The 11,563-nt window shown below is 66.1% G+C and carries 16 protein-coding genes, 1 pseudogene and 1 other annotated feature; of the genes and pseudogenes, 8 read left to right on the top strand and 9 right to left on the bottom strand.

The features are described 5' to 3' along the window. Positions 1 to 756: 756 nt before the first annotated feature. A pseudogene (locus AOZ06_RS62065) lies at positions 757 to 2,004 on the top strand (IS3 family transposase). Further along, positions 1,032 to 1,163 (top strand) — a sequence feature (AL1L pseudoknot). It overlaps the preceding pseudogene by 132 nt. Before the next feature lie 497 nt (positions 2,005 to 2,501). After that, positions 2,502 to 2,741 carry a hypothetical protein gene (locus AOZ06_RS16000; protein ID WP_054290119.1) on the top strand — a complete coding sequence of 80 codons (240 nt, stop codon included), beginning with the start codon at positions 2,502 to 2,504 and terminating at the stop codon, positions 2,739 to 2,741. On the opposite strand, the gene AOZ06_RS15995 is transcribed toward AOZ06_RS16000, so the two are convergent. Then, a complete protein-coding gene (locus tag AOZ06_RS15995; RefSeq protein WP_054290118.1) occupies positions 2,730 to 3,089 on the bottom strand; it encodes a hypothetical protein in 360 nt (119 codons plus the stop codon). The two genes, AOZ06_RS16000 and AOZ06_RS15995, sit on opposite strands and share 12 nt — an antisense overlap. 99 nt (positions 3,090 to 3,188) lie before the next feature. Here AOZ06_RS15995 and AOZ06_RS15990 point away from each other — a divergent pair, with 99 nt between their 5' ends. Further along, positions 3,189 to 3,503 (top strand): hypothetical protein, encoded by a 315-nt coding sequence (locus tag AOZ06_RS15990; RefSeq protein WP_054290117.1) that lies wholly within the window; start codon positions 3,189 to 3,191, stop codon positions 3,501 to 3,503. A gap of 682 nt (positions 3,504 to 4,185) precedes the next feature. After that, positions 4,186 to 4,386 carry a hypothetical protein gene (locus AOZ06_RS15985; protein WP_054290116.1) on the top strand — a complete coding sequence of 67 codons (201 nt, stop codon included), beginning with the start codon at positions 4,186 to 4,188 and terminating at the stop codon, positions 4,384 to 4,386. Between the two features lie 231 nt (positions 4,387 to 4,617). Here AOZ06_RS15985 and AOZ06_RS15980 read toward each other — a convergent pair whose 3' ends face one another. Then, positions 4,618 to 5,013, bottom strand: a complete 396-nt coding sequence (locus AOZ06_RS15980) for a hypothetical protein (RefSeq protein ID WP_054290115.1) — start codon at positions 5,011 to 5,013, stop codon at positions 4,618 to 4,620. 449 nt (positions 5,014 to 5,462) lie between these two features. Next, entirely contained in the window at positions 5,463 to 5,873 is a 411-nt protein-coding gene (locus AOZ06_RS56280) for a hypothetical protein (protein ID WP_054290113.1), read from the bottom strand. A gap of 529 nt (positions 5,874 to 6,402) precedes the next feature. Between AOZ06_RS56280 and AOZ06_RS15965 the strand changes: the two genes are divergently transcribed. Next, positions 6,403 to 6,912, top strand: a complete 510-nt coding sequence (locus tag AOZ06_RS15965) for a hypothetical protein (protein ID WP_054290112.1) — start codon at positions 6,403 to 6,405, stop codon at positions 6,910 to 6,912. A gap of 188 nt (positions 6,913 to 7,100) precedes the next feature. Here AOZ06_RS15965 and AOZ06_RS15960 read toward each other — a convergent pair whose 3' ends face one another. After that, a complete protein-coding gene (locus AOZ06_RS15960) occupies positions 7,101 to 7,289 on the bottom strand; it encodes a hypothetical protein (RefSeq protein ID WP_157233039.1) in 189 nt (62 codons plus the stop codon). A gap of 13 nt (positions 7,290 to 7,302) precedes the next feature. Between AOZ06_RS15960 and AOZ06_RS15955 the strand changes: the two genes are divergently transcribed. Next, on the top strand, positions 7,303 to 7,755 hold the full coding sequence (locus AOZ06_RS15955; RefSeq protein ID WP_054290110.1) for a ribosomal protein bL12: 453 nt from the start codon (positions 7,303 to 7,305) through the stop codon (positions 7,753 to 7,755). A gap of 88 nt (positions 7,756 to 7,843) precedes the next feature. Here the strand turns inward: AOZ06_RS15955 and AOZ06_RS15950 are convergent, their stop codons facing one another. From AOZ06_RS15950 to AOZ06_RS57785, 3 genes are all read right to left on the bottom strand, one after another. Then, entirely contained in the window at positions 7,844 to 8,044 is a 201-nt protein-coding gene (locus AOZ06_RS15950; RefSeq protein ID WP_054290109.1) for an ANTAR domain-containing protein, read from the bottom strand. After that, the gene (locus AOZ06_RS56275; protein ID WP_054290108.1) at positions 8,037 to 8,354 is read right to left on the bottom strand and encodes a hypothetical protein; all 318 of its coding nucleotides are present in this window, start codon (positions 8,352 to 8,354) and stop codon (positions 8,037 to 8,039) included. Before AOZ06_RS56275 ends, AOZ06_RS15950 begins: the two co-directional genes overlap by 8 nt. Positions 8,355 to 8,670: 316 nt before the next feature. Then, complete coding sequence (locus AOZ06_RS57785; protein WP_169798928.1) at positions 8,671 to 9,030, bottom strand: STAS domain-containing protein; 360 nt, start codon at positions 9,028 to 9,030, stop codon at positions 8,671 to 8,673. 197 nt (positions 9,031 to 9,227) lie between these two features. On the opposite strand from AOZ06_RS57785, the gene AOZ06_RS15935 reads away from it, so the two are divergent. After that, the gene (locus AOZ06_RS15935) at positions 9,228 to 9,725 is read left to right on the top strand and encodes an ATP-dependent DNA ligase (protein WP_054290106.1); all 498 of its coding nucleotides are present in this window, start codon (positions 9,228 to 9,230) and stop codon (positions 9,723 to 9,725) included. A gap of 45 nt (positions 9,726 to 9,770) precedes the next feature. Here the strand turns inward: AOZ06_RS15935 and AOZ06_RS59890 are convergent, their stop codons facing one another. Beyond that, positions 9,771 to 10,322, bottom strand: a complete 552-nt coding sequence (locus AOZ06_RS59890; protein ID WP_054290105.1) for a cytochrome P450 — start codon at positions 10,320 to 10,322, stop codon at positions 9,771 to 9,773. 199 nt (positions 10,323 to 10,521) lie between these two features. Then, entirely contained in the window at positions 10,522 to 10,707 is a 186-nt protein-coding gene (locus AOZ06_RS59885; protein ID WP_054290104.1) for a hypothetical protein, read from the bottom strand. Between the two features lie 384 nt (positions 10,708 to 11,091). On the opposite strand from AOZ06_RS59885, the gene AOZ06_RS15920 reads away from it, so the two are divergent. Further along, positions 11,092 to 11,445 carry a hypothetical protein gene (locus tag AOZ06_RS15920; protein WP_054290103.1) on the top strand — a complete coding sequence of 118 codons (354 nt, stop codon included), beginning with the start codon at positions 11,092 to 11,094 and terminating at the stop codon, positions 11,443 to 11,445. The last annotated feature ends 118 nt before the right edge of the window (positions 11,446 to 11,563 follow it).

Below are 11,563 nucleotides of genomic sequence, written 5' to 3'. Positions count from 1 at the left end.
GCGTCAGACAACGACTGGCCACACACCGTCACGGTAACTCGCCGTACTCAGTCAGAGGGCGTGGGAAAGATGCGCGTGCGCTCAGATCCTTTGAGGACCACTGGGAGTAAACAAGTGTCAATGAATCAGCACCGATCGGCGGATCATTCCTTGACGTCGAATCGGCGTAACGTGATCCGCCCGTTCCGGGAAACAGCGAACCCTGGCGAGACCTCGCTGGCGTTAGTCAAAGATCTCAAGCCAGCCGGTCCTCATTCACTCCGTCTCGCGGCCGTCCAAGATCATTTAGTGACCGTTCTGTGACCATGTGAAGACCGACAAGCGGACACGAAAAAGCCCGCCGACCTGGGCATCTACCCAGAGCCAGCGGGCTCGTTCCGACCGTCGGGACGACAGGATTTAAACCTGCGACCCCTTGACCCCCAGGGTCGTCCACAAAGGACTTTTAGTGTAAGATCGGGACCTTTCATCAACCTACGCCAGATCAGCGCAGTTCAGCGCACCAAAGACCTGGTGACCACTCCTCTTTAGACTCCTCCTGCCCCGCTCGATCGCCCCTTGACGCCCTACAAGGCGCATTGACCGCCCGCCGGAAAGCAGGCGTCCTGACCGACCTGGCGATGATCGGCGTGCACCGCCGCGACCCGGATCAGGTCGTCACTGAGGTTGACCCGTTTTGACAGACAGGGTTGTTAAGTGGTGATTGTCCCGCCCCGGGTTTGATGGAGACATCGAACACCCGGAGGATTGACAGTCATGGCGGCACCACGGAAGTACCCGGATGAGTTGCGGGAGCGGGCGACGCGTCTGGCGGTTGAGGCCAGGCGAGATCCGGTGTCGGCGGGTGGGGCGATCAAGCGGATCGCTGATCAGTTGGGTGTGCATCCGGAGGCGTTGCGGACGTGGGTGAAGCAGGCCGAGACCGACGAGGGGACACGGCCGGGAACGACCTCGGCCGAGGGGGCCAGGGTCGCGGAGTTGGAGCGTGAGGTGCGTGAGTTGCGCCGGGCGAACCAGATCCTGAAGTCAGCGGCGTCTTTCTTCGCGGCGGAGCTGGACCGTCCGTCGCGGTGAAGGTGGAGTTCGTCGATTCCCAGCGGGAGGAGCACGGTGTCCAGCCGGTCCTGCGGGTGCTTGAGGGCACACCCGCCGAGATCGCACCGTCGACCTACTACGCCGCCAAGACCCGTCCCGAGTCCGCCCGTGCGGCATCCGACCGGGTGCTGGCCGAGAAGATCGAGCGGGTGCACGAGGCGAACTACAGCGTCTACGGGGCGAGGAAGGTCTGGGCCGAGTTGAACCGTCAGGGTGTTGACGTGGCCCGGTGCACGGTTGAGCGGCTCATGCGCGAGTCCGGGCTTCGCGGGCTGCTGCGGGACAAGTCCCCGCGCACCACCAAACCGGCCGCTGAGACCAGGCGGCCGGGTGATCTGGTCGCCCGCGACTTCACCGCCGCCGGGCCGAACCAGTTGTGGGTCGCGGACCTGACCTACGTCCGCACCGCCGCCGGTTGGGTCTACGCCGCGTTCGTCCTGGACGTGTTCTCCCGCTGGAGTGCCGACGACATCGCCGCGGTCGCGGCCACCCTCAACTCACGCCCCCGCAAGACACTCGGCTGGAAGACACCCGCCGAAGCCCTCAACGATCACCTACGATCAATCCAAGACACCGGTGTTGCGTCCACCGATTGAATCCGCCCAATACCGGGCGATCCGCTACACCCAGCGGCTCGCCGACACCGGCGCGGTCGCATCCGTTGGCAGCAAGGGAGATTCTTATGACAACGCGATGGCAGAGGCGTTCAACTCGTTGTATAAGGCCGAACTCGTCCGCAACCGAGGCCCTTGGCGCGGCCTGGACGACCTCGAAATCGCGACCGTCGAATACATCGACTGGTACAACAACCGGCGCCTGCATGGCGAGCTCGGACACGCGCCGCCTGCCGAGTACGAAGCGCTACACGCGATGACCCACCCAGTCACCGCAACCCTGGAAACCAGCTAATCCAGTCTCCATCAAACCCGGGGCTTGACACACACCTCATCCCAACCGAACCCCGGCAGGCAGTAGACCCGCCGGGGTTCGCTGGTCATCCGACCTGATCAACATGTCCGTCCAATCAGGCCATCGACAGAGTGACGTCCCCAATCGCCGCGCGTCAGGACGTCAGACCACCAAGCAGCCACCGAATCATCGGTCCAACAACCGCCGCCGACGGCACTCCGCGCTGACTGGATGAGCCCGATAGAGTTCGAAACCACTGCCCACCCGTCGAGCCCGACCTCCTCACCAACGAGTCCGTGAAACAGGGGCAACATCGCCCTGTCTGTCAAAACGGGTCAACCTCATCGGACATCTACACCGTCGACGGCGGAGAGCTCGTGGTCTGCGTCGCAGGCAGTGTGAGCCCGAGCTGTACGTCGGGTGGTACGCCGGCGACGAAGATCGAGAGTCACTAGCGGATCGCACTGACCGGCACTGGTGTCTCCAGCCGCTGGACGGTGACCGCCAAGGACGGCATCCGGCGGGTGTACGCGCCGGTGTTGTCGGCCGGTACCGATCTGGTGTTCCAGTGGGGCCTGGGCCAGACGATCGACGTCAAGGCCAACACGGTCACCTACAACTGGCTCAGCATCACGAGCATCGGCTCGTTGCTCGCGAGTGTCGGAACGGGTCGTGCTGATATTGGCTCCCCAGTGTCTGATCGCCCGGCGTGGGTTGTCCTGTTGTCAGTTGGGTAGACGAGCCACCACGACGCGGGCGAGGCGGGTGGCCTCGATGCATAGATCATTTTCCACCGTCGATGGTTTGTGACGCTCCACGGCGACAGTGACGGTTTCGACGTACCACTGCTGGTTCACTCCGGTCAGTTGGCGGTGGTCGATCAACGCTCGACAGGACTGCATGTCCTCGGTCTTTGCTTCACTGGGGTACACCATGCGTGAGTCGGCTTGGAAACGACGTGGTTGGTCGCGGGTGACTGGCGGTGTCTCGCGATCGAACCAGATGGACAGCGACTTGGAGTTGAGGGACCAGGAACATCCCCAGCCATCGTCGATCGACTGTGGGCCGGTGTCTGTGTGGAGCATTGCCGACACGTGCTCTGGAGAAGCAGATCACAGGTGTTGACCAGGGCCAGTGATCCTTCGGGAAACGCCGCGCGCCGGGATATTGGCCGGTTGTTGAGGATGACCATGATGTTGTGGCCGACGGCCTCGACCATCCCGCACAAGGTTGTGTTCGAGGTGGCGTTGTGGCTGGCACCGATGGTGACCGCGCCACGGGTGGGCAGCAAGATCTTCCGATTGCAGTGCCCTGCCTCGACACCTTCGGGTGTGTACATGGTCAACTGGCCAGGCTTCGGCGGCGGCCCCGGCAGGGCGGCGCGTGAGCCAACTTTCACTTTCACTGGGATGGTGTCTGCTGCATTGTGCGTTCTGCGCACGAGCAAGGTGCAACTGTTGAACGTGCCGACATTGCCAGCGAGTTCGGCACCTCCGTAGGAGTATGAGGACAGCCATACGGGATCGAGCAAGGCGCACGGGTCGGCCGTGCGGACATCGCCGAGAGGGTCGGCCGCGAGGGTATCGCCGAGAGGGGCAGCCGATGGTGGGGTCACGTGCGGAGGATCGAGCGCATAAGTGCTCCCTGTGGCCAGCAGCGCCACCACCAAGGCACTCGCCGTCATGGCGATGGCGGTTCACAAGTCTGCTGGTCAGTCGGCAGGGGTGAATCCCTGTGATTGGTCGAGCAGGAAAGGCGATCCGGGTGCCTCGGGTGTCCAGCCTGTGAGCCGAGCTGTGCGGATGGCATCGACGACGTGTGTGGGCAGGACTGGCCTTGCCCGGATTCCGAACCAGTTGCTGGGATGCGGTTGGTCGGGGATGACCACCAGCGTGGTGCCCGGCGCGTCGGCCAGTTCAACCGCGTATGACAGGGCGCTCCAGCTCAGCGCTTGGGCATAGGTTGGCCGTCCGCGAACTCTTTATCGATAGGTGACGCCATCGATGGTGATGCTTCGCGAGCCCTTCTTGACCAGTGCTAACGCCATCCTCCGTTCTGCTCCGCCGGACGGTAGTCAATGGCCACTGCTGTGTCGCGTGGATTCCGCCCGGTAAGCCTTGGTGGCTTCGCCGCTGCCTGTGTCAACTGCAGAGCGCCGAGTGGTGGAGTCCAGTTCTCCGGATGATCGTTCAGGTCAACGAGACCACCCCGGTTCGGCTGGTCTGGCGTGCTGGTCGACGCGGCCGGGGTGTGCGCGTCCTCGAGCACGAGATGCGGGTGGCGGCGGCCGGGTCGTGGGCGGCCCGCGCGCTCCAACTCGCCGGGCTGGCGGAGTATGTGGACCTGCGGGTCACGATCCAGCAGGCTCTCGCCGACCGGTAACCGCCTCGGCCCCTCTCAGTCCCCGCTGGCTCACGGAACTGTTCCGCCGACCGAGGTATCGCAACCCCGTCACAGACGGCTGATGACGACGAGAAACGAGATGCTCGATGACCGGCACGCACATCGGTAGTCCCGCGCCCCGGGGTGACCCGGGGCGCCGGTGCCGGACCGGCCGTCGAGACCGCCCGTGGCCGCGTCGGGCACCGTCGCCTTGGGGTGGGCTTGCCGGGGTCAGGTGATGATCAGGGTGGAGGGGCCGGTGATGAGTTCCACTCCGGTGGGGCTGAGGCATTGCAGTGGGTTGAGGGTGACTTGGGCTCCGGGTGAGGCGATGACGCTGCCGGCGAATTTGCCGGATTCGACCGTGCCCAGCACGACGACGACCGCTTCGCCACCGGGTTGCACGATGATGGCGAAGGTGTAGGCGAGGTGGCTTTGCTCGCCGGTGTTCCAGGTGATGGTCTCGGTGGTGGCTCCGTCGGAGGTCAGGCATCCCAGCGATCCGGAGCCGGTGACGACCGAGGTTCCCGAGGTGATGGTGGGGTCGGTGGAGACACAGTTGTAGGCGCCGTTGCCGGAGATGCCGACCTGTCGCGGCAGCAGTCGCAGGCCGGGGTCGAAGTGCACGGTGTTGGTCCCGAGGCAGGTGGTGAGTGCCTGCGTCGTGGGCCCCTGCGTTGCGGGCCTCTGTGTCGAGGGTGCTGGTGTCGGGGAGGACTGTGCTGAGGCGGTGGGCGCCCAGGCGGGGACGGTCATCGAGAGCACCGCGGCCAGCAGGGCCGCTGCTGTTCTCCTCGTGGCGGGCATCGGTGTTCCTTTCGAAGAAGGTCGGTGATTTCCGGAAGTTCCGTGTGCGGGCGGTGGTCCGCCGGGTCCTGTGTGCCCTGCGGCCGATCCTCGTTTTCCGGATCGGGGATGCCGGGCACCGGGGTTTCCGGGTCCGGCTGCGTGCGACGCGGGCCGGTCAGTTGAATCCGATTCGCGGGGTCACTCGCCCCCACCCGGTCGTCCCCTCCGCGTGCCCGCTCTGTGGGGGCCGCGCCGGTGCCGGTGCGGGTCGCGACAGGGGCCGGAGGTCAGGCGAGGGTGAACCAGCGGCTGGTGCTCACGACCGAGGGCGGGACGGTGGTGGCGGTCATGACGACCGTGACGGAGACCTGGTCACCGGGGCTGAAGGCTCCGGTGAGGGCGGGTGCGGTGACGGTGCGCTGGATCGAGTCACCGGTGCAGGGCCGGAAGAGGCCCAGGGCGAGGGTGGGCTCGGGCAGCGGGTCGGTGGTGTTGAGCACCGTGACGGCGAAGTCCGCGCCCAGGGCGGTGGGTTCGCACTCATAGGTGATGTCCACCGCGATCCGGGAACCGGGCGCGGCGATGCTCGCGCCGGTGATCTCCAGGGTGGTCGCGGCGGTGGCGGGTGGGGCGGTCAGTGTCGCCGCCGCACAGCAGAGGACGGCGGCGAGGGCGGTCGTGGTGGGACGGGTCGACATGGCGGTTCTCCTGTCGGGAGGGTTGTCGACACGCGGCACGGCGCGGGCCGGACCCGGACGACCAGCACGACCCGGTGTCCATCCGGGAGCGACCGGCGTGTCGAGGCGTTTCTGTGTCCGCCGCGCCCGCCGTGTCGGCGGGTGCGAGTGTGAGGCGGTGCGCACCGTCTACTGTGGATGTCGTTCCCGTCGGGCAGGGTATTACCCGCAACCGGCGTGGCATTCGGGTGAACCGGGATCCGCTTCACCGGACCGACATCACCCGTTGCGCCGAGCATCCTGCCGCGATGGCCGGTCATGCCCTGGACAACGACGTCTCCGGACGTCTGTCCATAACAGAATTAAAACAGGGTCTGACGAACTGGTCGGCGCGGGTGCATGCTGGACGGCCCAGACGGGCCCGGCAGATCGGGTATCGGGCGCGGTGACGCCATATCCGACTATGTCGCAACCCCTTGTCGATGTTGTTCTACAAAGGACTTATGTCATGAGACATCATCGGAATCTCTTAGCCCTTGCCGTCAGTGCTGTGATCGCCGCCACCACGATGGTCGCCGTCCCCGTGTCCGCCGGGGCCGCGGTCGTCGATCTGGTGTGCCCGGCCACCACCGCGACGATCGGCTTCGCACCGCCGTTGACCCTCACCCCTCGTACCACCACGGTGACGATCTCCTCCGGGGTCGCCAACCTGTGCCTGGACACCAGTGGGCAAACACCGGCCGTGCAGTCGGGCACCTTCACCGGGCAGCTCACCACGACCATGAGCTGCGTGACCGCCGGCAACACCCCGGGCACGGCCACGTTCAGCTGGAACCTTGCCGACGGCACGCACGCGAACAGTTCGTCGAGTGTCAGCCTCACCGCCGACGTGGCCGGGGAGATCGTGGTCACCGGAACCGTCACGGGCGGTCGCTTCGCGGGCGCGACCCTGCTGGGCGTGTTCGACGTGACCAGCACCAACGCCCTGAACCTGTGCCTGCTGGGGCAAGGCGTGTCCACGGCGGCCCTGCGCGGCCCGCTGACGTTCGCCGGGTCCTGACCTCGACACCGCAACCCGCGGCCGTCCTGACAGCGATGGATCCCGGCCACCAGCAATTCGACCGGTTCGGCAGTGCCTCGCCGGCGGCGAGTCGCCGCTTCGCTGCTTCACCACACCCTGACCCGCAGGCGCGCCCACACGTTCGGGCCCGTCACACCCCGCACCGCTCCACCCATACCGGAACCCCATCAGAGGAGCACCATGCCCTCCGCCGTCGAACCACCGCCGTCCTCGCCGCCACCGCCACCATCGCGGCCCGCGCACTCGCCCTGACCGGCACCGGTGCCATCGTCGACCATCCCGCCGGTCACACCGGCTTCCACCCCCTGGGCCTCCACCTTCCGGTCGCCGTTCACATCGGCGCCACCCATAGACATGGACGGAGTTATCATGAAGACCTTCTACCGCAAGGCCATAACCGCCGCGACGGTACTGGTCGCCGCCACGGCCCTGAGCACGGTGGGGACCGGCACCGCGACCGCCGATGTCGGCGTCGCCCTCACCACCGACCAGATCGTCGCCGAGCTGCAGGCCCTCCCCGTGGAGCAACTGTCCGCGCTGGTCAGAGATTTCGAGCCGAACTTCGTCATCGACACCGGTCCACTGTCCCTGCCCGGCATCGGCGCCAGCCCGGAAGAATTCGACGTCGAACTCACCGGCCCCGGCAACAACAAGATCGCGGTGATCAAGCAAGTCCGCATGCTCACCAACCTGGGCCTGCTCAACCCCGGCGGCCTGATCGACCAGGCCCCCGGGCAAGTGCTCGACCTCGTGGCCAAGACCGAAGTCGCCGCCCTGCAACAACAACTCCAAAACGCCGGCCTCACCCTCACCGTCAACTGACCGCACCCGCCGCTCGCGCACCACCGCGAACGGCCACGCCGTGAGTGCCCGGGGTCCGCCCGACCGGGTACTCACCGTCGTCCCCCGGTTACGCCATTGCTGCGGGCGGACCTGGCACGCAACTGCGTTCCGCGCTGGACAGTCGCTGAGCGGTGAGCCGGTCGCGGTGCATCAGGATGCCTTTGGCCTGACCGATCACGTCCCGGGAACGCAGCGCCTCGTGCAGGCGCTGCTCACGAGTCACGCCGACCAGCGCGACCGCCGCGTGCTGCGACAACAGATCAGCCAAGATCTCCGACTCCGGCGCAAACGCGTCCGGTGCGGTGGCATAGAGATTGAGCGCCCCCAGGCTTTCCTGTCGCGCGAACAAGCGTAGCGACAGCCTGCTCGCGGATCGCGGTCAAACACGGCCCTTCACTGAGATCGCTCTGCCACCGGTCCAGCTCGGCGACCAACCGGTGGCTGGGCGCCGCCGACGTGATCCTCTTGCCCTGGACCAGCGAAATCCCGGCCCAGTTCACCGCGGGCACGAGATCGACCGCGGCGTGCACGATCGCGCGCAACGTCATCTCCCGGTCGGCCTCCTCCTGCAGACGCACGCGAGATCACTCATTCGCCGCGCGAGGTCAGGGGTTCGCAGCGGGTCTGTCATGGCGTGGCCCTCCCGGCGTCGCCCATGCTGGCTCCCAGCGGGATCAGCGAGCGGGTTCCGGGCCCTCGACCACGTGCTTGTCACGAACGTAACGCCCCATGCATCGTTTGTCGTCGATTCACCAGTACCGCTGAGCTACGCACCCCGGCGTCCAATCCCAGGCGGCACCCCACGAGCCTGCAACCGGGGGCCAGTGCGTATCCGCACTGCTTCTCCTACTACGACGCCAGACAGTCAGGGCTGCTGTGAAGCCGACCAGTCAGTCAATGCCTGCTGCACCGAGGAACACAGGCCGAGGTGCGAGCCCAGACCCGCAAGTTCAAACACGCGCGCCGCCCTGGTCCCAGCCGCCGCGACATCCGCACGGTGCTATCCGGTCCGCGCTCCTGAGCCACTTCGACCAACACGGCCAGCCCCGCCGAACCCAGAAACTCCAGTCCGCCCAGGTCGAGCACGACCAGGCCCGACCGGTCTGCCAGTAGTGGCAGTAGCTGGTCGCGCACGTCCGGCGCGGTCTCGTGGTCCAGATCCCCCGACAGGTTCACCACCACCGCGTTGCCCTCGCGCTGCACCACCAGCACACCCAGGCCCGAATCATCCGCCGATCCCGTCAGCTCTGTCACGCTGCCCATTCTCCGCACCACCCATCGTCCGCTGCAGAACCGTCGCCGGGAAGGACCATCCCACCGCGTCCCCAGGCCTGCTGTCACAGTCCCCCGAGCGGGTAGTTCTGGTGCTTTCTGCGGCACTGTCAGGCCGATCGGGTTACGGTCGATCCGGTATCGCAGGTCACTGCGTACGACCACGGGGAGCGTCGGCCATGGCCAGCACGGCGCACGATCCGGCGGAAGTGCCGCCGTGGATCGAGCCGATGCTCGCCAAACCGGACGGCGGTCACCTGCCCAGCGGCTCGGACTGGGCATTCGAATACAACCTGGACGGCTACCGCGCCGCGGTACGCGTGGCTGCCGACGGTAGGACAGTGCTGACCAGCCGCAACGGCATCGATTTCACCGACGAATTCGCCACGCTGGTCGGCGTGCTCGACCAGGCACTCGACGGTCGCGCCGCGGTGCTCGACGGCGAGATCGTCACCTACAACGACAGCGGCCTGGTCGACTTCGGGCTCATGCAGGAGCGCCGTGGCCGTTATCAGAAACACCGCAAGTCCATCCGCCGTGACCAGCCATTCGACGACGTGCCCGTCCGGCTGCTGCTGTTCGACCTGTTGGCGCTAGGCGGCCAGAACCTGCAGCGTGGGTGGTGGCGAATAGGCCACCAAGCTGCGTGGCCCGGCCGAGGACGTGGTCATCGGTGAGTTACTAGTGCCGCGGGGTGGCACGGGCGCGGACCTTGTCCCAGGTCATCTGGGGCGAAACGGGGATGGTCGCGGCCGCGCAGACGTTGTGCCGTTGAGCGGCGTCCGGATGCGGCCTTGCGCACCTCTAACCCGCAGGGCTCCTGAGGTGATGGAACTCAGGCTCGTCGTTGCACGGTCAGGTGCAGTCGCTTGGGGGAACAGGACGGCTTGTGCTCGGGGCCGGACTTTCTCGCCGGGCACGGGGTGCAGGTGCCAGCGGCTGACGATGGCCGCCAGTGCGATGGTCAGTTCGGCTATGCCGACGTTGGCGCCGATGCACTTGCGGGCTCCTGCGCCGAAGGGGATCCACGTGGTACGAGGGGTTGCCTTGGCGTGGTCGGGTTCCCAGCGGTCGGGGTCGAAGCGGTACGGGTCGTGGTAGACCCTGGGTTCGTGGTGGACCTGGTAGGGACTGAAGATCACCATGCTGCCTGCGGGGATGGGGTGGCCGCCCAGTTCGGTGTCTGTGCTTGTGGCGCGCGTGCTGAACCACACCGGCGGGTAGAGGCGGAGTGTTTCGGTGATCACGCGGTTGGTGTAGGTGAGGCGGGACATGTTCTCGGCATCGGGGAGCCGTCCGCCGAGTTCGGTCTGCAGTTCGAGGTGCAGTTGGCCGTGCTCGAATTGGGTGAGGACGAGTGCGGCTTGGACGATGGTGCCGATTTTGCTGGGCTGGTGCTGAAGTGGTGGAGGGCGCGCCAGCGTCCGATAAGAACGGCGAATCCGCGTTCGCCCAGGCTGCGGGTCTCGGTTTTCAGGATCTGGTTGCCGGTAGGTGTTTGACCGGGGTGTGCACGCCGATGCTGGCGTGGTCGTAGCCGTTTTCGGCCGACGTGGGTAAGTCGAGCCGGGAGTAGGCCCAGTACAAGGCGCCGAGGACCTGTGTGCGGACCGCGGCCAGATCGTGCACCGATCCGGGCGTGACGTCGCTGACCCACAACGGTGTGCCGTGCGGCGCGTTTCTCCGCTGCTGGATACATTGTTGGCGTGTTGATTGTTCAGACCCTGTTGTCCAGCGCCTGAGGTGTGACGCTGAACAATCCGACCGTGCTAGAAAACCGTTGCTCACAAGAGCACACGCTGAATGTGTCGCAGCGCCGAGGTCGGGTCGCCGAACACGACGATCGGCAGGGGACGAACTGTGGGAAAGTGCGCAATTCGCTCGGCCGCTTACGGATCGGTCGGTGATCGTTCAGGCGACGTCGATACAAGGCGATGGCGTATTCGCGATGGGAGAATTCCGAAAAGGTGAAGCAGTCTTCCCTTCGAGCTCGTCAACCAGCTATTTGACTCCGAGAGGATCTCCGTGTCGTATCTGAGAAGGATGACCAGGGCTGTTCGGATCCTGACGATCGCAGTGCTCGTCGGGGGCGTTTCGACGGTTGCCCCACCGGCCACCGCGTCCACCTCCGTCGACCGGGACGATCGCACGGTGACCGTCACCAGGATCGCGCCATCCGAAGGTGGTGTGAGGCCGATGACGACCTGCGGGGCAGCTCAGTACGTCGATGCCTGGATGGTGTACTTCGACTGCGAGGTGGACGCATCCACCAGGTTCAGCGCCAGGTGCTCCGACGGTTTCGAACCTGAGCCAGCGGTCGCTCCGCCGGGCAGTTGGCGAGTCGTGGTCGACTGCTACCCCGCGTTCTTCAGCTCCTTCTGGTGGGATTACGCGTGATGTGACCCGGCGACAGCCCCGGTCAGACGTCGAGCGGGGAGCCCGGTGCGCACCCCTGGTGCGTTTTCGCGGCGGGGGTGCGCGCCGACGGAACGCTCGGCAGGTGCTCGCGACACCG

The sequence above is a fragment of the Kibdelosporangium phytohabitans genome (assembly GCF_001302585.1).
In the GTDB taxonomy this organism is placed as follows: domain Bacteria; phylum Actinomycetota; class Actinomycetes; order Mycobacteriales; family Pseudonocardiaceae; genus Kibdelosporangium; species Kibdelosporangium phytohabitans.
The sequence above is the reverse complement of the archived record's forward strand: the minus strand, read 5'-3'. Positions and strand labels throughout refer to the sequence as shown.

Excerpts from the sequence above, each read along its gene's own strand:
- AOZ06_RS15995 (WP_054290118.1), bottom strand. The coding sequence starts at position 3,089 with ATGCTCCACACAGACACCGGCCCACAGTCGATCGACGATGGCTGGGGA.
- AOZ06_RS15990 (WP_054290117.1), top strand. The coding sequence starts at position 3,189 with ATGACCATGATGTTGTGGCCGACGGCCTCGACCATCCCGCACAAGGTT.
- AOZ06_RS15985 (WP_054290116.1), top strand. The coding sequence starts at position 4,186 with ATGATCGTTCAGGTCAACGAGACCACCCCGGTTCGGCTGGTCTGGCGT.
- AOZ06_RS56280 (WP_054290113.1), bottom strand. The coding sequence starts at position 5,873 with ATGTCGACCCGTCCCACCACGACCGCCCTCGCCGCCGTCCTCTGCTGT.
- AOZ06_RS15960 (WP_157233039.1), bottom strand. The coding sequence starts at position 7,289 with ATGTCTATGGGTGGCGCCGATGTGAACGGCGACCGGAAGGTGGAGGCC.
- AOZ06_RS15955 (WP_054290110.1), top strand. The coding sequence starts at position 7,303 with ATGAAGACCTTCTACCGCAAGGCCATAACCGCCGCGACGGTACTGGTC.
- AOZ06_RS15935 (WP_054290106.1), top strand. The coding sequence starts at position 9,228 with ATGGCCAGCACGGCGCACGATCCGGCGGAAGTGCCGCCGTGGATCGAG.
- AOZ06_RS59890 (WP_054290105.1), bottom strand. The coding sequence starts at position 10,322 with ATGTCCCGCCTCACCTACACCAACCGCGTGATCACCGAAACACTCCGC.
- AOZ06_RS15920 (WP_054290103.1), top strand. The coding sequence starts at position 11,092 with ATGACCAGGGCTGTTCGGATCCTGACGATCGCAGTGCTCGTCGGGGGC.